This is a genomic window from Acidimicrobiales bacterium, assembly GCA_040219085.1.
GTDB lineage: Bacteria > Actinomycetota > Acidimicrobiia > Acidimicrobiales > JAVJTC01 > JAVJTC01.
On record JAVJTC010000020.1, the window covers coordinates 91,684 to 111,078 of the forward strand.

Annotated in this window: 16 protein-coding genes; 7 read left to right on the forward strand and 9 right to left on the reverse strand. The window is 68.3% G+C overall.

What is annotated here, in order from left to right; translation table 11 throughout:
• Positions 1-11: 11 nt before the first annotated feature.
• From RIE08_07905 to RIE08_07915, 3 genes are all read right to left on the reverse strand, one after another.
• Complete coding sequence (locus RIE08_07905) at positions 12-1,271, reverse strand: nucleotide sugar dehydrogenase (GenBank protein MEQ8717522.1); 1,260 nt, start codon at positions 1,269-1,271, stop codon at positions 12-14.
• Between the two features lie 93 nt (positions 1,272-1,364).
• On the reverse strand, positions 1,365-1,961 hold the full coding sequence (locus RIE08_07910; protein ID MEQ8717523.1) for a hypothetical protein: 597 nt from the start codon (positions 1,959-1,961) through the stop codon (positions 1,365-1,367).
• A gap of 177 nt (positions 1,962-2,138) precedes the next feature.
• The gene (locus RIE08_07915) at positions 2,139-4,472 is read right to left on the reverse strand and encodes a DUF4012 domain-containing protein (GenBank protein ID MEQ8717524.1); all 2,334 of its coding nucleotides are present in this window, start codon (positions 4,470-4,472) and stop codon (positions 2,139-2,141) included.
• A 246-nt stretch (positions 4,473-4,718) separates the two neighbouring features.
• On the opposite strand from RIE08_07915, the gene RIE08_07920 reads away from it, so the two are divergent.
• Complete coding sequence (locus RIE08_07920) at positions 4,719-6,575, forward strand: nucleoside-diphosphate sugar epimerase/dehydratase (GenBank protein ID MEQ8717525.1); 1,857 nt, start codon at positions 4,719-4,721, stop codon at positions 6,573-6,575.
• Entirely contained in the window at positions 6,568-7,503 is a 936-nt protein-coding gene (locus RIE08_07925) for an alpha-1,2-fucosyltransferase (GenBank protein MEQ8717526.1), read from the forward strand. The genes RIE08_07920 and RIE08_07925 overlap by 8 nt, the downstream gene beginning before the upstream one ends.
• A gap of 237 nt (positions 7,504-7,740) precedes the next feature.
• Here the strand turns inward: RIE08_07925 and RIE08_07930 are convergent, their stop codons facing one another.
• From RIE08_07930 to RIE08_07940, 3 genes are all read right to left on the reverse strand, one after another.
• Complete coding sequence (locus RIE08_07930; GenBank protein ID MEQ8717527.1) at positions 7,741-9,450, reverse strand: ABC transporter ATP-binding protein; 1,710 nt, start codon at positions 9,448-9,450, stop codon at positions 7,741-7,743.
• A gap of 583 nt (positions 9,451-10,033) precedes the next feature.
• Positions 10,034-10,927 carry a glycosyltransferase family 2 protein gene (locus RIE08_07935; GenBank protein MEQ8717528.1) on the reverse strand — a complete coding sequence of 298 codons (894 nt, stop codon included), beginning with the start codon at positions 10,925-10,927 and terminating at the stop codon, positions 10,034-10,036.
• 82 nt (positions 10,928-11,009) lie between these two features.
• Positions 11,010-11,633: an acetyltransferase gene (locus RIE08_07940; protein MEQ8717529.1), complete on the reverse strand. Its 624-nt coding sequence runs from the start codon at positions 11,631-11,633 to the stop codon at positions 11,010-11,012.
• 107 nt (positions 11,634-11,740) lie between these two features.
• On the opposite strand from RIE08_07940, the gene RIE08_07945 reads away from it, so the two are divergent.
• Positions 11,741-12,307 carry a hypothetical protein gene (locus tag RIE08_07945; GenBank protein ID MEQ8717530.1) on the forward strand — a complete coding sequence of 189 codons (567 nt, stop codon included), beginning with the start codon at positions 11,741-11,743 and terminating at the stop codon, positions 12,305-12,307.
• On the opposite strand, the gene RIE08_07950 is transcribed toward RIE08_07945, so the two are convergent.
• Genes RIE08_07950 through RIE08_07960 form a run of 3 tightly spaced genes read right to left on the reverse strand, consistent with a single transcriptional unit; the run spans position 12,297 to position 15,560 of the window.
• Complete coding sequence (locus tag RIE08_07950) at positions 12,297-12,893, reverse strand: sugar transferase (GenBank protein ID MEQ8717531.1); 597 nt, start codon at positions 12,891-12,893, stop codon at positions 12,297-12,299. The two genes, RIE08_07945 and RIE08_07950, sit on opposite strands and share 11 nt — an antisense overlap.
• Positions 12,890-13,822, reverse strand: coding sequence for an NAD-dependent epimerase/dehydratase family protein (locus RIE08_07955; protein ID MEQ8717532.1), 933 nt, complete (start codon positions 13,820-13,822; stop codon positions 12,890-12,892). The genes RIE08_07950 and RIE08_07955 overlap by 4 nt, the downstream gene beginning before the upstream one ends.
• A 28-nt stretch (positions 13,823-13,850) precedes the next feature.
• The gene (locus tag RIE08_07960) at positions 13,851-15,560 is read right to left on the reverse strand and encodes an ABC transporter ATP-binding protein (protein ID MEQ8717533.1); all 1,710 of its coding nucleotides are present in this window, start codon (positions 15,558-15,560) and stop codon (positions 13,851-13,853) included.
• Between the two features lie 119 nt (positions 15,561-15,679).
• Here RIE08_07960 and RIE08_07965 point away from each other — a divergent pair, with 119 nt between their 5' ends.
• From RIE08_07965 to RIE08_07980, 4 genes are read left to right on the forward strand one after another with little or no spacing between them, the layout of a single operon-like run.
• Positions 15,680-16,789: a glycosyltransferase gene (locus RIE08_07965; protein MEQ8717534.1), complete on the forward strand. Its 1,110-nt coding sequence runs from the start codon at positions 15,680-15,682 to the stop codon at positions 16,787-16,789.
• The gene (locus RIE08_07970; protein MEQ8717535.1) at positions 16,786-17,640 is read left to right on the forward strand and encodes a glycosyltransferase; all 855 of its coding nucleotides are present in this window, start codon (positions 16,786-16,788) and stop codon (positions 17,638-17,640) included. The genes RIE08_07965 and RIE08_07970 overlap by 4 nt, the downstream gene beginning before the upstream one ends.
• A complete protein-coding gene (locus RIE08_07975) occupies positions 17,568-18,491 on the forward strand; it encodes a glycosyltransferase (protein ID MEQ8717536.1) in 924 nt (307 codons plus the stop codon). The genes RIE08_07970 and RIE08_07975 overlap by 73 nt, the downstream gene beginning before the upstream one ends.
• Positions 18,488-19,393 (forward strand): glycosyltransferase, encoded by a 906-nt coding sequence (locus tag RIE08_07980; GenBank protein MEQ8717537.1) that lies wholly within the window; start codon positions 18,488-18,490, stop codon positions 19,391-19,393. Before RIE08_07975 ends, RIE08_07980 begins: the two co-directional genes overlap by 4 nt.
• Positions 19,394-19,395: the final 2 nt, after the last annotated feature.

Consider the following 19,395-nt stretch of genomic DNA (forward strand, 5'->3'; position numbering starts at 1 on the left):
GTCCCGATTCCTCAGAGCCGTTCGACGTTCGGGCCGTCCAGCACGCGGCGACAGTCGAAGATGTAGCGGGAGTGGGCCACGACCGTGTCGGCGTCGAACTCGTCGTGGTCGACGAGCATCACGACCACGTCGGCTGCTTCGAGTTCGGCGGGGGAGGCGTCGACCCGGGCGACCCCCGCGGGAACGTCGGCGTCGATGACGTGGGGGTCGGCGGCGACGACGATGGCGCCGAGATCGAGGAGGGCCCGGGCGACGTCGGCGGAAGGTGACTCCCGGGCGTCGGAGGTGTTGCGCTTGTACGCAAGTCCGAGCAGGAGGATCCGTTGCCCCTTGACCGGGCGCTCCTGGTCGTTCAGCGCCGCAGTGATACGACGTGCCACGTAGTCGGGCATGTGGTCGTTGACGTCGTTGGCCAACTCGACGAAGCGGAAGTTCAGGCCGAGGCTGTGCTTGACCCGCCACGACAGGTACGAGGGGTCGACCGGCAGGCAGTGCCCGCCGACACCGGGGCCGGGGGTGAATCGCATGTAGCCGAACGGCTTGGTCGAGGCTGCGTCGATCGCCTCCCACACGTCGATGTCGAGGTCGTGGGCGTACATGGCCAACTCGTTGACGAGGGCGATGTTGACGTGCCGGAATGTGTTCTCGAGGAGCTTCGTCAGCTCGGCGGTCTGGGTGGAGGCGACCTCGACGACCTCGTCGACGATGTCGCGGTAGAACGCGGCGACCTTCTCGAGCGACGCCGGGTTCACGCCGGAGACGACCTTCGGGGTGTTCTCGAGTCGGTGGACGGCGTTGCCGGGGTCGATCCGTTCGGGGCTGTAGCCGAGATGGAAGTCGGTGCCCGCCGTGAGGCCGGACCCCTCTTCGAGCAGCGGCCCGACGAGTTCCACCGTCGTCCCGGGCCAGGTGGTGGACTCGAGTACCACTGTCGCCCCGGCGGTGAGGTGCTCGCCGAGTGACCGGCTCGCCGATTCGATGTAGCTGAGGTCCGGGGCCCCCTCGCGCAGCGGGGTCGGGACGGAGATGACGGCGAAGTCGAAGTCCGGCAGGTCGTCCGCGCTGGTGGTGGGGTGGTAGCGGCCTGACGCAAGGGCGTCGGCGACCTCGGGGTCGCTGACGTCGCCCACTATCGACCGCCCTGAGGCGAGCGCGGTGATCTTGGACTCGTCGAGGTCGTAGCCCCACGTGTCGTAGCCGGCGGCGACCGCCCGTATCGACAGTGGCAGGCCGACGTAGCCCTGGCCGACGATGACGACGGAGCGGGTCATGGAAAGAGAAGACCCGCCGGGTGCACCGGCGGGTCGAAGGCGGCCTGCATGGCCGCGAGGCTATCGGACCGACCGCTCAGGCCGGTCGACGCTTCAGCTCTCCGAGCGGCGGGTGCGGACCCCGAACAGGACGAGCGAGCCGAGTGCGATGGCGCCGACGGCGATGGTGATCATCGGCATGGTCGACGAGCCGGTGAAGGCGAGGTCTCCGAGGACATCCGAGGTCGGCTCGGTGGTCGCCTCGGGGGTCGGGGTCACCGTCTCGCTCAGAACGTCAGCAGCGATGGTGCAGGGATCCGGGTCGAGGGCCGGCGACTCCTGTGAGCGAGGTGTGGTGGACAGGACGTCGTCCTCACCGTCGGCGCCAAGGCCGACTGCGGTGTAGGTGGCCGGTGCGGTGTTGTCGAACGTGTCCGTCGGGTAGGGGAACGTCTCGCTGAAAGCGGTGGTCGCGTCCGCGGTGGTGGTGCCGAGGGGGGCGGTGACGCCGTCCTGGTTGATCGACACGGCGACCTCGGTGCCCGGCTCGTAGCCTTCGCCGCTGATGGTGACTGTCGAGCCGTCGTCGGCGATCAGATCACACTGGATGCCGTCGATGTACTGCGCCTGGGCCGGTGCGATGGCGAAGAGCCCAACGGCGAGCACGAGGCCTGCGATGGCAGCAATTCGTCGGATCAGTGAGCTACGCATGAGGAGCCTCTGTGGTGCGGGTAGTGGCGGTTCGTGACCGAATCACACTCTGAGTGACAATGTACCCGGATTCGGACCCGGTGACCAGAGCGTGGGCCAAAAGTCTCATTTCGTTCACCGACGCTCAAGTAGCGGGGGCCGCCTACGGGTGGCACCCGGGATGTCACGAATCTGCCTTCACCCTAGCGCCGCCCGCAGTGTGACATCGCCCGAGGCGTCGAAATCCGCCACCAGTTCGGGACCACGGGCCTCGAACCCGCCGGCCGGCGCCAGGTCGCCGTTGTCCAGTCGTCGGGCGATCACGGTGTAGCGGTCCGGGTTGACCGTGGGCTGAGGGGAGACCACCAGGTCATAGAATCCGTCGGACAGATCGACCGCTCCTGCGAGCCGCAACTCGAAGGTCATGGTCTCGCCGGCACCCACACGCAGAGTGGTCCAGAACACGTTGTGGCCGTTCTCGGTGGAGCGTCCCACCACGCTCTGTAGCCCGTCGATGGTCACGAACTCCACGTCGAGAGGGGTGAACACCTCGACGCGGGTCTTGTTGAGGCCCGCGGGGAAGAAGCGGTCGTTGGATCCGATGATCGCGGACGAGAGTCCCTCGTCGGGTGCGTTGTTCGTCACCTCCACCGTCACGAGTGCCTCGACCCGCCCCGTCGCCTCGATTCCGACGTCGTAGGTGATGTGCCGCTCGAGGAAGTAGTCCACCTTGGACTGGCTTCCGTTCTGGGCTGCGACTGCGATGAGGTCCTGGCCGTCGACGGTCGGGTGCGCTCCGTCGAGGCCGGCCGCGACGAAGAGCGCCTGTTCGTCGGGGTGAACCGAGTGCAACATCAGCCGGTCCTCGTCGACGACGGGTCCCAGGATGTCCGACAGCACCCGGGGCGAGGGCACGTCGATGGAGAGCAGTCGACCGAAGACCTCGCGCAGGGCCTCGTCGAGGCTGTCCTGGCGTTCAGCGTCGTCGAAGCGGTCCTCGAGAGCGGCGTACTGGTCGAACAACAGGTACTCGGCGGCATTGGACTCGGTGAGGCGTTCGCCGCCGACCTCGACCGGTCCGGTGATGTCCAGCAGCGCGGCCAGGACCTCCGGATCCATCGAGATCACTCCGTCGAGTTCGGTCCCACCGGCCTGGGGGTAGAGCTCTTCGATCACCTCGGCGACGTCGGGGAAGTCCGGCGAGAAGCTCAGGTCCTGGAAGAACTGTTCGGGTGTGAAGCGCCCGTAGCTCACCAGGTAGTCCTCGGGCCCGCTGAGGGTGGCGTCGTTCTCGCGCAAGACGGCATTGAGTTCGTCGGGGCGTCCGCTGCGGGTGAGCACGAGCTGTCCGTCGATCGCGGTCAGTTCGCCGAACGCGCCGATGAAGCCGCCGAGGCCGCGCAGCTCCGACGGCGTCACGAAGACGACGAGGTACGTGCGCTCGCCCTCCCCGCCGAGTAGCGACGGTGTCAGCCGGATGGTCTCCGCGATGCGCTCCACGTCGGGCAGGTTGTCGTCGATCTCCGTCTCGATCTCGCCGAGGCGGTCCGTGATGGGAGGCAACAGCCATGGACTGTCGACGTCGTCGATGGTGTCGGCTGCGTCGCGCAGGGCATCGACGACGCGTGCGACGCGGGGCTCATAGTCCGCCACCAGCGCCAGATCGAAGCGGCCGTTGCTCGGGCGGAGTGCATCGAGTTCGATCGAGTCGGTGACCTCCGCCGCCGTCGCTGTGACGTTCGCGGCGCTGCCGGTCAGTCGCCCGAGTGCACGTGCCTGGTGGCCGACGAAGGGGACGAGGCGGCCGGTGATGGCCCAGGGTGCGTCGATGCTGTCGTTGGCGGAGGAGAAGAAGTCGCCGGCCTCGCTGAGGAGTCGGGCGGCGCGCTGGTCGTCGCCGTCGCGGAGGGCGTCGAGCCCCGCCTCGGCGAGGTCGATCCCCTCCTCGACGTCGCTGCGGGCTCCGAGCGCGGCGACGAGAGCGAGCCCGGAGAACAGCCCCGCGACGACCACGGCGCCGAGGGCGGCCCACCGGGTCTTCACCCGGACCCGTGCGGGAGCGGCCCGCCAGCCCGAGATGAACATCGGAGTGAGAATCGCCGCGACGACCAGGGCGCTGGAGCCGGTGAACCCGTAGTCGCCGAGGCGCAACAGCGCCTGGGCGGCCAGGCCACCGACGGCCGCTCCGTAGACGCGTCGGCGGCCGAGGAACATCGAGGTGGGGATGGCGACGACGAGTGCGGCGAGGCCGAACAGCAGCGACATCGCGTGTTCGGCACCAGCGGTGGCGGTGGCCGCAGCCACTACGAGCCACGACCACCTGCGGGCGTAGGACGTGATGAAGGCGATGGCCGCCGCCAACAGCGCCCGGTAGATGATGTCGACGACGTCGGTTCCGGTGGGTTGGCCGTCGGCGAAGGCACCGACGATGCCCGATGCGGCGCACACGCCCCACACGAGGCGACGTTCGGTCAGCGAGGTGACGCGGCGTCCGCTGCTCTCGCGGCGCAGTGTCTCTTTCGGTGTCGCCACGGCGCGCTCCCTCGGTGTCGCCCGGAAGGCTACGGCCCCGACGTTCCTCGCGGGCGGAGCCAGGTCACCGGACCCACCTCGGGGTCGGGTAACCGTCCGGCGGCGAGATGATCAATTCTTGGGAGATATGGGGCACGGCCCTTCCCCGAGTGCCCAGAGTGGCCGTACACTGACGAATCCGAATATCTGACCGCGCACCGTGGGCGGTCGGTGATGCAGGCCGCAGCCTGTGGGAGTTCACGAGAGATGGTCGACAGGATGCGTCAGGGCGTGCGCAGGGCGGAGACCGCACTGTGGCGCGTCGCCCAGGCGGCCGATCGCCGTCGTCGTGTCTTCGAACTCGGTGTGGACATCGTCTCATGGACCTTCGCCGTGTGGGTGGCTCTGTGGTGGCGCTTCGAGTTCACGCTCGGTGAGTGGCCGCTGCACCGGGTCTGGGGTCTGATCGGCATCGCCGTGATCAGCCAGGTCGCTATCGGCGGCGCATTCGGTCTGTACCGCGGCCGGTGGCGCTTCGGCAGCTTCGACGAGGCGGCGGCGCTGCTGAGGACCGTGTTGTCGGCGACGGGGATCGTCGCGGTCGTCAACCTGGTGGTCCCGGACCGGCTCGCGCCCACATCGGTCGCCGCGGGCGGCGGGGCCCTGGCGCTCCTGTTGACGGGCGGCCTGCGCTACACGTGGCGGTTGTTCCGTGAGCGCCAACTGCGTCCGGACCACACCCGGGCCAAGCGGGTGCTGGTCTTCGGTGCCGGCGAGGGTGGCATCTCACTGGTGACCCAACTCCTGCGCAACCCCGACAGCCCCCTGATCCCCGTGGGCTTCCTCGACGACAACGCCGACAAGCGCCACCTCGAGGTGCGCGGCGTCAAGGTCCTCGGCACCCGCTACGACATCGCCGAGGTCGCCCGTCGCCTCCACGTGGACCACCTCGTCGTGGCGATCCCCAGCGCCAATTCCACCCTGTTGCGCAAGCTCGCCCAGGTGGCGGTGGACGTGGGCCTCGACGTGTCCGTCCTCCCTCCCGTGGAGGAGTTCCTCGAGGGGCATCGTCCGAGCGCGGCCGACATCCGGCCCCTGGACATCCGAGACCTGCTCGGGCGCCACGAGGTCCAACTCGACGTCTCGCAGATCGCTGACTACGTGCGGGGCAAGCGCGTCCTGGTCACCGGTGCCGGCGGCTCGATCGGCTCGGAGTTGTGCCGCCAGCTGGACAAGTTCGCTCCGTCAGAACTCGTCATGTTGGACCGCGACGAGTCGGCGCTGCACGCCGTGGAGTTGTCGTTGCACGGTCGGGCGCTGCTGGACCGTCGCAACCTCGTGGTCGCCGACATCCGCGACGCGGAGCGCGTTGCGGAGGTCTTCTCCGAGCACCGCCCGAACGTCGTGTTCCACGCGGCGGCACTCAAGCACCTGCCTCTCCTCGAGATGTACCCGGAGGAGGGCGTCAAGACCAACGTCTACGGCACGCTCAACGTGTTGAGCGGCGCCAGCGGTGTCGGCGTCGACCGTTTCGTCAACGTCTCGACCGACAAGGCCGCCGATCCCACGAGCGTGCTGGGGTGGACCAAACAGATCGCCGAGCAGTTGACGGCCGCCTACGGCGAGGACCAGTCGGGCACATACCTGTCGGTGCGGTTCGGCAACGTCCTCGGAAGCCGGGGGTCGGTGCTCGAGGCCTTCCGGTCCCAGGTCGCCAGCGGCGGCCCCATCACGGTCACCCACCCCGACGTGACGCGGTTCTTCATGACCCCCGAGGAGGCCGCCCAGCTGGTCATCCAGGCCGGTGCGGTCGGCCGCGACGGCGAGGCGCTCGTGTTGGACATGGGCGAACCCGTCAAGATCCTCGACGTCGCCCGGCAGTTGGCGGCGCAGGCGGACCGTCCGATCGAGATCGTCTTCACCGGGCTGAGGCCTGGGGAGAAGATGCACGAGGTCCTCTTCGGCCTCGGCGAGATAGACCAGCGTCCCGCCCATCCGCTCATTTCGCATGTCCCCGTGGAACCTGTTCCGCTGAAGGGCTTCGAGGAGCGCGTCATGGCGCAGCTGAGCGTGCACCGCAACGCCAACCCTCTCGTCGACGACGACATCCGTCGCTTTGGATGAGCGCCTCCGACGTCGGCTCGGGCGGCTCGTCGATGCGGAACCGGTCCAGCGTGGCCTGACGCCCGTCTGGAAAGCTCTGGGCAGGGTGGGCGTCGTCGAGACGACGCCCTCGGTGGCCCCTCACATCCACGGCGGGCTCGGCAACCAGATATTCATGTTGGCCACGGCCCGTTTCCATGCCAGGCGGACCGGGCGGCAACTGGTGCTCAGGCCGCGGGTCTTCAACGGTCCGCCGTACTGGGACACGATCTTCGCGCCGCTGCTCGCGGAGGACGGCGTTGTCATGCTCGAGCCGGGAACGGGGCTGCGGCACGTGATCGGCCCGTCTCTCGTTCACACGGAGCCGGACTACTCGTTCTCGCCCATTCCGGACGTGCCGACCCCCTCGATCCGTCTGATGGGCTTCTTCCAGTCCGCCCGGTATTTCCCCGACGAGGATCTGAGCTGGATCGCCCGACCCGTGGCGGAAGTCGCCGAGGTGTCACGGCGGATACTCGACGCGGACTCGCCTGAGGGTTGGGTGTTCGTCCACGTGCGGCGAGGCGCCGACTACCGCAAGCTGCCGCACCTGCATCCTGTGGTGGCCGAGTCCTATTACGAGGAGGCGACGAGCAGGTTCGGTCCCGATGCCCGGTTCGTGGTCAGCTCCGACGACATGGCCTGGTGCCGCCGGGCCGATGTCTTCGCCGACCAGCGGTTCCGGTTCATGCCCGATGGCGTCTCGGCCGAGGTGGCGCTCGAGTTCGGGAGCCGCTGCACGGGTGGCTTCGTCATGGCGAACTCGAGTTACTCCTGGTGGAGCGTGCGTCTCGGTACGGCTGACCGCCGGGTCATCGCACCCGATCCGTGGTTCGGTCCGGCGCTCGCCGGCCGAGACCTCTCCGACATGTACGACCCGGGCTGGGAGCGGATTATCTGGTCCGGTTGAGGCCGCATGGACGCTCGACGACGACGCGAGGACCACGTGGGCCTCGTCCTCCTCGCAGACCGCAACGAGGGGTTCAGAGGTGCCAGTGGCGTTGGCTTCGTGGCTCGCCACCGGGTCGGCGACGGACGGGGCGACGTTGCCGAGCGCGCCGAGGTGGATGACGGAGTCGCGCCCGCCGACGGCGGTGGCACGGCGTCGGGGTCCAGGCGCGTCGCCTCATGGAACTCGATGTCGGATTCATCCGAGATGTGCGGTCTCGAGGCTGGGGAGGATCTCCGCGGTCGGCCCGATCCGGAAGATCTCACCCTCGCGCAGCTCGACGACACGGTCACAGATGGACAGCGTCGTCAGCCGGTGGGCGATGATCACGATCGTCCGGTCGCCCCGGATCCGCTCCAGCGTCTCCTGGATCAGGCCCTCGGTGGCCACGTCGAGCGCGCTGGTGGGTTCGTCGAGTACCAACAGCGAAGGCCGACCGGCGAGAGCGCGGGCGATGCCGATGCGTTGGATCTGGCCGCCGGAGAGGTTCCGCATGGTGGCGCCCACGTCGGTGTCGTACCCGTGGGGCAACGACATGATCGTCTCGTGGATGCCCGCCTCCCGGGCCGCCGTCTGGAGAGCGTCGTCGTCGACGTGGGATCGGTACACGGTGATGTTGTCCCTCACCGTTCCGTGGAAGAGTGCGGGGGCCTGGGGGACGAGGGCAACCTGGTGGGACCAGGAGTCGACGGTGTAGGCGTGGGCGTCGCGGCCGTTGACACGGAAGCGGCCTTCGGTCGGAGCGCGCAGGCGGACGAGAATCTGTGAGAGAGTGGACTTGCCGCTGCCGGAGGGGCCGGCGAGACCGATGACCTCGCCGCGAGGCACGACCAGGTCGACGCTGTGGACGGCCGGCTGGTCATCGTCGGTGTACGTGTAGCCGAGCCCGCGCATCTCGATGGTCTCGATCGTTTCTAGATTGGCGTCGCCGAAGGCCTCGACAGCTTCGTTGAAGGACCTGCGTGACTCCTCGATCCGTTCGAGAGGGCCGACGGCGCCGATGATGCTGCTGATGCCGCTCTGGAGTTGCTGTCCGTACGTGAGCGAACGTAGAAGCAACAGCGCGATTGCCCCGAATCCGGCGACGTTGAGATCGTCCTGGCGCGAGGCGATGTACAGCAGCGCGAGTACGACGAACAGGCCGAGTGCACGGTAGGCGGGCGTGACGAGTTGGCCGATCGACATCGCACGCTTCTGAAGATCCCGGACACGCCGTGTGTGTCCTTCGAGGTGATCGTGGGCCACGTCTCTGGTGCCGAAGACCCGGAAGTCGAGGGTGTGTGTCGAGACCTCGCTGATGGTCTCACCCAGGGATAGCGAGGCTTGCGAGGTGTCTCGACTCAGCGTCTTGAGGAGCCGGTTGATCGGGATCATCGCTGCGACGACGACCGACCCGAGGCCGATCATGATGAGTGTCGAGATCGGGTTGATGGTGAAGGCGGCCACAATCATCACAATGACGCTCACGAGTGCGATGGTCAGACGGCTGAGCTGGACGAGCCCGGTCGCGCCGCTCGTCACGAAGCCGTTCTGCGACTGGAGGCGGCCCTCGCGCTCGGCCGACTGGCGCTCCCAGCGGGCGTTGAGGTAGCGCTGCCAGAGGCCCATGCGCTCCCGGTAGAGGTAGAGAGCGTTCACTCTCGCAACACTGAAAGCGGTGGTGATGTTCAGCAGTAGGGCGGCCGAGACGGCGACAGCGCCGATGGTGAGCAGTTGATCCACCGACAGCTCCAGGTCCAACGGGCCGAGGGTGCCGTCGAACGAGTTCTCGCCATCAGCGACGATCTTCGCCAGCGGAACGATGGCGATCAGCGCAACAGTCTCCGCGGCTGCAGCAAGACCGCCGAACATGGCGAGGGGGATCAGCCATAGTCGATAGCCGCGGAGTAGACGGATGACATCGATCATGGCCGCACGCGCCCCGTGGATCGCACGAGGCAACGGTAGCCATCTGAGCCCGTACTTCGACCTCTGAGGAGGCCGTGAGTCAGGCGCCCTGTCGCTTCGGTGTCGGCATCGCCACCAGATCTGCAGTGTTGACCGAACTAGGACGAACGGGGCCGCAGTGCGTGGACCTCGGCATTCACCCCACAGCACGACACGCTCGTCGCGGTCAGCCTTGTCGTGGAGGAATGAAGTCCAGTGTTCGATCATGGCGGAGGTGGTTGCGGCGAACCGGCGCGCGGCAGCGACAACGGATTCGACATCCGCGTCGTCGGGTTGTGGTCGCTCGCCGTCGTTCGAGAGCCGTGCATCGGCGAGGATGTGCCGGTCGTCGGATCCGAGGCGTGTCGAATCCACTGCGAGGCCCAGACGCCGCAGCATGCGGGCGAGGGACCCGGCGGCGAAGCCGCGCCCAAGAACGGCACCTCGCCAACCGCTCATCCGACGAATGTGGCGAGGCTAGAAGCACCGTCAGCAGGCACCAACTGCCGCTGTTTGGCAAGGGAGTGTCTGACAGTCCCGCGTGTTGGCGGGCGACCGGCACGGGTCAGGTCGCCCGCGCCGCTTTCAGCCGCCGCTTGACCCGCGCAGCACGTCGCCGTAGCTGATACGCGAGCTTGGAGAGGGGGTAGTCGACACGCAGGACCCGCTCACACGCGCGTCGTTCGGAGTCCGACAGGGCGGTTCGCGCGAGTGCGGCACGGTACTCTGCGCGGCGGATGTCGTCGCCGCTCGCATGGTTGCCGTGCGGATCATGCCATTTCGCCTGTTCTTGGAGGCTCATGTGTGATCCCGAGTAGGCGCCTTCGTGGACGCGTCGCTTGAACAGCACCTCGTCGACGACGGCGAACGGGCCGTAGAGCGCCATCTCGGCGAGGAGGTTCCGGTCGGCGCCGACGTGGGCCCCGTGTCCGGGCGTGCGCCTGAGGATGTCGGTTCGCATGACACCGAAGATCTGGAAGCACGAGTGGTTCTTGGCCACGATGTCGCGAAAGCGGACCGAAGGGCGGGGGGACTCGACACGTAGCCCGTATTCCTCCACCCCCAGAGCCTTCCCTTCGGCGTCGATACGGGCGATGCGTGAGCAGGCGAGTACCACGTCGGGTCGGTCTTCGAGGCGCTCCACGCAGCGCGCCAGGTACGTGGGCTCGACGACGTCGTCGTGAGCGGCCCATTTGAAGTAGCGCCCGCTCGCTCGGGCCAACGTGTCGTTGTAGTTGCGGGCTGCTCCGACGTTCTCGGGTTGACGGTGGTAGCTGACGCGAGGGTCGGCTGCCACGAATTCTCTGCACACCTCTTCGGTGGCGTCTGTCGAGGCGTTGTCGCAGATGACGAGCTCGAAGTCTTCGAGAGTCTGTTCGAGGTGGGAGCGGATCGCCTGGCTCACCAACGCTTCACCGTTGCGAACCGGCATGCCGATACTCACACGTGGCGTCGTCACGAGGCTTACTCCCCTCCCTGGTTCACAGGGCCCGACAATACGGTGCTGCGCCCGTGTGGTCGATCTGGTGCCGCACGGATCGTCACCAGGATGCCGGCGCACCGACGGCGGTCACGCCGCCTGGGATGTCGTCGAGCACCACGGCGCCGGCTCCGATTCGTGCGCCGTCGCCGATGGTGATGCCGGGTGTGACGATCGCTCCGGTGCCGAAGAAGACTTCACGGCCCACGGTCACGGAGCCGTTGAGGTGGACGCCGGGGGAGAGGGTCGAGTACCGGCCGACCCGGCAGTCGTGGGAGACGACTGCATTGACGTTCAGGTGGACGTGGCGCCCGAGGCGGACGTTGGTGGTGACCCGGGCTCCCGCCGCGAGTTGGACCCCGGGGGACAGCTCGACGTCGGATCCGATCGTGGCGGCAGGGTGAACCAGGGTGATCGCTGTGCGGTTCCAGCCGGTGAGACGTTCGTCAAGCGCCCGGCGGGTGGAACCGTCCCCGATTCCGAGCGTGTACGCCACGTCGAGCTCTTCGAGCAGGTCGAGCGCGCCGATGTGAGGGGCGTCGCGTCGTTCGAGAAGCTCGGGGGCGGGGACGGTGTCGGCGACGAAGCCCGCGAATTCGGGGACGTCGTGTTGCTCACGCAGGGCCTCGACGATGTCGAGCACCTCGCGCCCGTGACCTCCCGCTCCGACGATGACGAGGCGCATCCGGCGAGCGTACAGCGGTGGTCGAGGGACGTCTGTGAGCCGATCTCGCCGCCCGGACGGTGACACTACGCTCGGGGCGCCGACGATCTCGTGTCGGGAGGGGGCGAGTGGGCACTGTCGTGATCGTGGCCGGGGTGAACGGGGCCGGAAAGTCGACGCTGCTCGATTCGGCGACGACGGAAGCGGGCCTCGATGAGCTCGCGTCAGTCCTCGGACTCAGACGCGACGCTTCCCCCGTCCGACGGATCGAGCTGAGGGACCTGGACCGGCTCCGTTCGTTCGACGGCGTCATCCTGGTCGAGGTCTCGATCACGAGACTCTTCGACTCGGACATGCGGTGTCACCTCCGGCGTCTCGAGTACCTGGTCGCCCGTGGCGATGCCGTCTCGTGCACGCTGACGATCGGTCGTACCGATGCTGTCGTCCGTCTCGTCAGACGGAACTCGCGCATGGTGCTGCGATTGCTGCGAAGGACCCGCTACCGCAGAGCCCTGAGCATCGTCTATCGAAGCGTGCGGGCCGTCGTTCGCTATCGCGACATGGTGGGCCTTCACGGTCGGTGGTCGACCTGGTGCGTCGATCACGCTGTTCGCGAGGTGGTCGTGAGTTTCGAGCAGGTCACTGGTGCGAGTGCCGATTCGGCGAACCGCGGGAGCAGGCAGGTCAGCCAGTGACGATCGGGTCGTCGTCGGGGTGGCCCTCGACACCTTCGCCCGAGCTCACGGCGCCCAACGTGCGGGCGAGGATCGACAGATCCAGCCGCAACGAGCAGCGGTTCACGTAGTCGACGTCGTAGCGGATCCGCTCGTCCCAGGGGATCGAGTTGCGGCCGTTGATCTGCGCGAGCCCCGTGATTCCGGGCCGCACCTCCAGTCGACGTCGCTGGAAGTCGTCGTAGCGCTCCACCTGCTCGCGCACCGTGGGCCTGGGTCCGATCACGCTCATGTCGCCACGGGCGACGTTGATCAGTTGGGGGAGTTCGTCGAGGGAGAAGCGCCGCAGAACGCGTCCGACGGTGGTGATGCGGTCGTCTGCGGGGATCAGCGGGTTGTCGCCGTCGAGCATCGAACGGAACTTGAGGGCCTCGAACGGGACGCCGTCGAGTCCGATGCGCTCCTGACGGAACAGGACCGGCCCACGCGAGGTGACTTTGACGGCCACAGCGGCGACGGCGCCGACGAGCAGCGCCACGGGCGAGACCGCGGCGAGGATCACCCCGTCGAGCAGCCGCTTGCCCCGGTAGCCGACGATGGGCGTCACCTCAGGCTCCGCCACCATTCCACGGTCGCCTCGATCCCGGGACGGAACTCCACGGGGGTCACGTCGGGGAAGAGGCTCTCGAGGAGCGTGGGGTCGGCCTGGGTGTGGGGGACGTCGCCGGCGCGGTTCGAGCCGTGGTTGCGTTCGAGGGGGCGGCCGAGGATCTCCTCGAGGTGCCCGATGATCTGGAGGAGATCGATACGGGACCCGAACGCGAGGTTGACGGGTGTCGGATGGCTGACCTGTCTGATCACCGCGTCGACGAGGACCTCGGCGACGGTGCCGACGTAGGTGAAGTCCCGGCTCTGGGTGCCGTCACCGTGGACGGGGATCGGTTCCCCGGACAGGGCCGCCTCGATGAAGGCGGGCATGACCGGTGCATAGGCGTGGTGCGCCGGTTGGTGGGGGCCGTACACGTTGAAGAACCGGAAGGCGAGGGCCGGGAGCTCGTAACACTCACGGAAGGCGAGCGTGTACCACTCTGTGGCGAGCTTGGAGGCCGCGTAAGGGCTCATCGGCCTGGTCGGGAGGTCCTCGTGCTTGGGAAGGTCCGGCACGGACCCGTAGACGCTCGACGACGACGCGACGACGACGGGGAGGTTCCCAGCGTCGCGAGCTGCGATCAGCAGGTTGAGGGTGCCGGTGGCGTTCGCCTCGTGGCTCGCCATCGGGTCGGCGACGGATCGGGGCACGCTGCCGAGCGCACCGAGGTGGATGATCGAGTCGCATCCTTCGACGGCCCTGGAGACGGCGTCAGGATCGAGGAGTGTCGCCTCGTGGAATTCGACGTCGATCTCGTCGACGTTGTGACGGAACCCGGTCGACAGGTCGTCAAGCACCCGTACACCTGCGACGCCGTCCGTCTCGAGCAGGAGATGGCACACGTTCGTGCCGATGAACCCCGCGCCTCCGGTTACCAGGACTCGCATGGATTCGTTCCTCCGTCGATGTGGTTTGTCAGCCGAGGTGGGCGGTCTCGAGCCCGGGAAGGATCTGCTCGGTCGGCCCGACGCGGACGATCCGGCCGTTGTCGAGTTCGACGATCCGGTCGCAGATCGTCAGGGTCGTGAGGCGGTGGGCGATGACAACGATGGTCAGCTCGCCGCGGATGCGTTCGAGTGTCTCCTGGATGAAGCCCTCCGTTGCCACGTCGAGCGCGCTCGTCGGCTCGTCGAGGATCAACAGTGATGGCCGGCCGGCCAGCGCACGGGCGATGCCGATGCGTTGGACCTGCCCACCCGAGAGGTTGCGGAGCGTTGCGCCGATGGCCGTGTCGTAGCCGTCTGGAAGTGCGGAGATCGTCTCGTGGATGCCGGCGGCCCGGGCGGCGGCGGTGATCGCTGCTTCGTCGACGGTCTCTCGGTAGACGCTGATGTTGTCGCGCACGGTGCCGTGGAACAGCGCGGGTGCCTGGGGGACCAGCGCGACCTGACCTGTCCATGACTCGACGTCGTAGTCGCGGGCGTCACGGCCGTTGACGAGATACTGGCCGCCGGTCGGTTCTCGGAGGCGGACGAGCGCGTGGGACAGGGTCGTCTTCCCGCTGCCCGAGGGTCCGGCGAGTCCGACGACCTCACCGCGCCGCAGCGACAGGTCCACGTCGCGGACTGCGGCCGCGTCGGCGTCCGGGTACACGTAGGCGAGTCGTCGCAGCTCGATGTCTTCGATGGTCCCGAGCGTCTCGTCGCCGAACCGCTGCGCCGCCGAGCCGAACTTACGGCGGGTCTCCTCGAGCTGTTCGAGCGGTCCGACGGCACCGATGATCGTCCCGACGCTGTTCTGAAGGCGCGATCCGTAGCCGAGTGAGCGCAAGAGAAGCAGTGCGATGGCGCCGAAGCCGGCGACGTTCAGGTCGGCCTGGCGCGAGCCGATGAACAAGAGCGCCAGAACGACGAGCAGTCCCAGGGTCCGGTAGGCGGGGGTGACGACCCCACGGATCGTGGCCGCGCGGCGTTCGAGGTTCCGGACCCGGCGGGTGTCCTTCTCGAGGAGTCGGCGGGCGACGGTCATGGATCCGAACACCCGGAAGTCGAGGGTGTGGGTGGAGACCTCGCTGATGGTCTCGCCGAGCGACATGCGTGCCCGTGAAGTGTGTCGTCCGAGATGCTTGAGGTGACGGTTGATCGGGATCAGGATCGACACGACGACGCTCCCGAGGCCGATCATGATGAGCGTCGACACCGGGTTGATGGTGAACGCGGCCACCACCATCACGAGGACGCTGACGCCGGCGACCGTGAGGGCACTGAGCTGTGACAGACCCTGCGCGCCGCTGGTCACGAACCCGTTGTGGGTCTGCAGGCGCCCCTCGCGCTCTGCGGACTGCTGCTCCCAACGTGCGTTCAGATACCGGTCCCACAGTCCCATCCGTTCCCGGTACAGGTACGTGGCGATCAGCTTCGCCATACTGAACGCGCTGAGCAGGCTGAACACCAGCGATGCCAGGACCGACACAGCGGCGATGCCGAGGAGCTGATCGATCGAGAGATCGATGTCGAACGGGCCGATGGTGCCGGCGAACGAGTCGTTGCCGTCGGCGACGATCTTGGCGAGGGGCACGATGGAGATGAGAGCGACCGTCTCAGCCACGGCTGCGAGCGCGGCGAGGACGGCGAGTGGAAGCAGCCAGATCAGATACGGCCTCAGGAGGCGGATGACGTCGATCACTGCTCTACCAGTCGGCGGGCAGTACCTGGCCTTGAGACCTGCACAGGGCTTCGAGGATACGGCCCGGAGGCGCTCGACCGTCTCAGGGCCCGCCCTCTTCTCCGGTAGCGTGACCGGCGATGCGCATCACGTTCGTGACGAGCGTCGCCTTCGGCGGAGCGCTCGAGAGCTCGAACCTGCTGGCCGACCGCCTCGCGGCGCGGGGCCACGAGGTGGAGATGATCCACGGGACCCGTGGGCACTCGATGCTGAAGACGTTTCACCGGCGAGCGGTCAACCTGTCGACGAAGCTCTCCGGCACGCCGCTCGAGGACCTGTCGTGGTGGGCGGCCCGCCACCTGCGCCGCTCCGGTGCCGAGAGGCGTTCCGGCGCGGGCGTCACAGTGGTCGCCGTCGACGTTCCTGAGAACGAGGCGATGCGCCGTCTGGGTGACGGCGTGGACGTCGTAGTCGGCTACAGCATCAGCCGTCCCGCCTGGCGCCAGATCCTGGGTCGCGCCCGCGTTGCGGGGGTCCCGACGGTTCTGTACCTGCGAGAGGACGAGTCGCTCGGTCACCTGGACCGGCCCGACGCGGCCGACCGCGTCGTGGCGAACGCGGAGGTCCACGCGCGGCGGGCAAGGGACAAGGGGTACGACGCGACGACGATCCCGTCGATCATCGACCGTGACCGGTGCCGCGCCGAGACGACGAGGAGCGTGGCGCTGCTGGTGAACCCGATCGCCGACTACGGGGTGGATGTGGTGCTCTCTCTCGCCGAAGTGCTGCCCGAGGTGCGCTTCGTCCTCCAGGAGTCCTGGCCGCTGACCGGCGAGAACCTCGAGGTTCTCGAGGCCCGCTGCCGCGAGCTTCCCAACCTGGAGCTGCGTCGGTTCACGTCGCGCATCGCGGACGTCTACCGGGACGCGAAGGTGCTGCTCGTCCCCTACGGCGACGACAACCGCCCGCGGGTGGTCGCCGAGGCCCAGACGAACGGCATTCCCGTGCTCGGAGCGGATCGGCCGGGCATCGCGGAGGTGGCCGGTGCCGGCGGTGTGCTAGTCGACCCGGCGAGCGGACTCGACGTGTGGGAACGGGAGCTGCGCCGGCTGTGGACCGACGCGGCGCACTACGAGGAGCTGTCGCGTCTCGCCCGCCAGAACAGCGTGGCGGCGGAACGCGCCGAGGACGCGCTCGTCGACCGATTCGAGGAGATGGTCACCGAGCTGGTGGGGGCGACGTCGCCGTGAAGCTGTCGGTGATCGTTCCGGTCCTGGACGTTGCGGCGACCCTTCCCGCCCAGCTCGAGGCGCTCGGAGCCCAGGACCACGACGGTGACTGGGAGATCATCATCGCCGACAACGGATCGGTGGACGGCACGCTCGAGCTCGCCCGCAGTGCCGCGAAGGCGAACCCCCGGGTCACGGTCGTGACCGGTCCCACCGGGATGACCCGCTCGGTCGGGGCGGCACGCAACCTGGGGATGCGACACGCCACTGGTGACGCCGTCGCGTTCTGTGACGGCGACGACGTGGTGGCCCGCGGGTGGGTGCGTGCCGTGGTGGAGGGTCTCGCGGCGCACCCTGCTGTGACCGGTCCGCTCGACTATGACCCGTTGAACCCACCGTGGCTCCGTGGCGCGCGAGGAGCGGTCGGCGTCGACCAGTGTCCGATGTTCGACGGGGTGTTCCCGTTCATGAACGGCGCGAACCTGGCGGTGCGCGGCGACGTGGTCGACGCCGTTGGCTACTTCGACGAGCGCCGCGGCGCCGAGGACATCGAGTTCGCGCTGCGGCTCTTCGACAACGGCTACGCCGTCGGGTTCTGCCCCGACATGGTCGTGCACTACCGGCTGCGGGCCGAGCTGGCGACGAACTGGCGACAGGCACGCGCCTATGGGGCCGGGCGGCGGGGGATCCGCCGTTGTTTGCGCGAACGGGGACTCGACGCGCAAGGACCCAAGTGGCGCAACGCTCTGTGGCTCGCGCGCCGTCTGCCCTCGATTCGGACCCGCGGCGGCCGATATCGATGGACGTGGGTCCTGGGGAATCTTCTCGGCGAGACGCTGGGCCGCGCCGAATTGTCCGGCACGGCGAGGTGAGCGCGCCCCCCGAGGTGTCTGTGGTCATTCCCGCGCGCGATGTCGCAGAGACGATCGACGCGCAACTCGACGCCCTCGAGTGCCAGACCTTCACCGGGCCCTTCGAAGTCGTACTGGTCGACAACGGCTCGACGGATGACACCGTCGCCTGTGCTCTGCGCCATGACCTGGATCTCCGTGTGGTCAGGGCAACGGATCGAAGCGGTGTCGCCTACGCCCGCAACGTCGGCATCGCGGCGGCCCGTGCCGACATGGTGCTGGTGTGCGACGGCGACGACGTCGTGTCTGAGCACTGGGTCGCGTCGATGGTCGACGCGCTGTCGCACGACGCAGTGGTCGGCGGTCCCGTCGAGCTGGAGATGCTCAACACCCCGGCGCTGGCGGCCAGCCGGGGCCGCAACGACATGTCGACGCCGCTACGGCGCGGCAGCGTGGCCATGTTGCCGGGCTGCAACTTCGGGCTACGGCGCGAGTTGGTGGATCGTGTCGGTCCCTTCGACGAGCACTTCGACGGGCTCGAGGACCACGAGTACGCGTTGCGGTTGCACGCCGCGGGCGTCCCCATCGGCTTCGCCCCAGACGCGGTGGTCCACTACCGCTTCCGCACCGCCACGCGCGATCTGGTGCGCCAGGGCTTCTTCTACGGTCGCAGCCACCCGCTGCTGGCCCGCCGCGCCGAAGAGCTGGGCGCCCCTACTCCGCCGCGGTTCGAGTGGAAGGGGTGGGCCTGGCTCGTCGTGTACCTGCCGCTGCTGTTCCGGGCTGAGCAGCGGTGCCGGTGGTTCTGGGTGGCCGCCAACCGCTGGGGGCGGGTCGTGGGCAGCGTCGGGGTGAGGAAGATCTGGTTGTGAGCCCCGCGCTGCATGGGATCCTGGTCACCTACCGACGACACGATGACCTCGCCCGGTACCTCGATGTGCTCCGTGGCCAGACGGTCCGCCTGGAGCGGTTGGTGGTCGTCGACAACGAGGCGTCTCCGGTGGTCGCCGACCTGGTGCGCGCGGCCGCGGACGTGGCTGAGAGGGTCGACCACCTGCTGATGCCGGAGAACACCGGGCCCGCCGGTGCCATCGCCGCGGGCATGGGAGAGCTCCTCACCACAGCGGGCGACGACGAATGGATGTTCCTGCTGGACGACGACGATCCGCCGGTGCGTGACGACACGCTCGCCGCCATCGCCGCAGTGGCCGCCGACCTCACCGCGAGGGGCGACGACTGCGGAGCGGTCGGCGCGTGGGGGGCCCGACTCGATCGGTGGACCGGGCGGCTGCGCTTCGTGCCGGACACCGACCCCGTCGAGGTGGACTACGTGTCGGGGAACTCGCTGCCCCTGTACCGGGTCGGCGCGCTGCGGCGTGTCGGCGTGGGGCCCGCCGAGCTGTTCTTCGGCTTCGACGACCTGGAGCTGGGTCTGCGGCTCCGGGCGGGCGGCTTCACGGTGTGGTCGGCGGGGCTGGCCGCTGTTCACGGGCTGGGCGGGAGCGCCCGACCGGGGCGGGTGTCGGGGCGGGTGACGCCGCCCACCTGGCGGCGCTACTACAGCTTGCGAAACCTCGTGTGGATCTACCGCAGGTACGGTCTTGTCGTGCCGGCGCTGTTCGTGTCGGTGACCGCCGGTCTTCTCAAGCCCCTCGTGAACCTCCCGTTCAGCCCCCGGGTGGCCGGGCGGAGCCTCCGTCAGAACATGTCGGCGCTGCGGGACGGATGGTCCGGCCGCCTCGGGAGGTCTGTCGATCCGGGGCCCGTCAGATGAGG

Bases quoted from the DNA above. Each gene is read 5' to 3' on its own strand.
- RIE08_07955 (MEQ8717532.1), bottom strand. From the start codon at position 13,822: ATGCGAGTCCTGGTAACCGGAGGCGCGGGGTTCATCGGCACGAACGTG.
- RIE08_07940 (MEQ8717529.1), bottom strand. From the start codon at position 11,633: ATGCGCCTCGTCATCGTCGGAGCGGGAGGTCACGGGCGCGAGGTGCTC.
- RIE08_07910 (MEQ8717523.1), bottom strand. From the start codon at position 1,961: ATGCGTAGCTCACTGATCCGACGAATTGCTGCCATCGCAGGCCTCGTG.
- RIE08_07920 (MEQ8717525.1), top strand. From the start codon at position 4,719: ATGGTCGACAGGATGCGTCAGGGCGTGCGCAGGGCGGAGACCGCACTG.
- RIE08_07975 (MEQ8717536.1), top strand. From the start codon at position 17,568: ATGGACGTGGGTCCTGGGGAATCTTCTCGGCGAGACGCTGGGCCGCGC.
- RIE08_07930 (MEQ8717527.1), bottom strand. From the start codon at position 9,450: ATGATCGATGTCATCCGTCTACTCCGCGGCTATCGACTATGGCTGATC.
- RIE08_07965 (MEQ8717534.1), top strand. From the start codon at position 15,680: ATGCGCATCACGTTCGTGACGAGCGTCGCCTTCGGCGGAGCGCTCGAG.
- RIE08_07905 (MEQ8717522.1), bottom strand. From the start codon at position 1,271: ATGACCCGCTCCGTCGTCATCGTCGGCCAGGGCTACGTCGGCCTGCCA.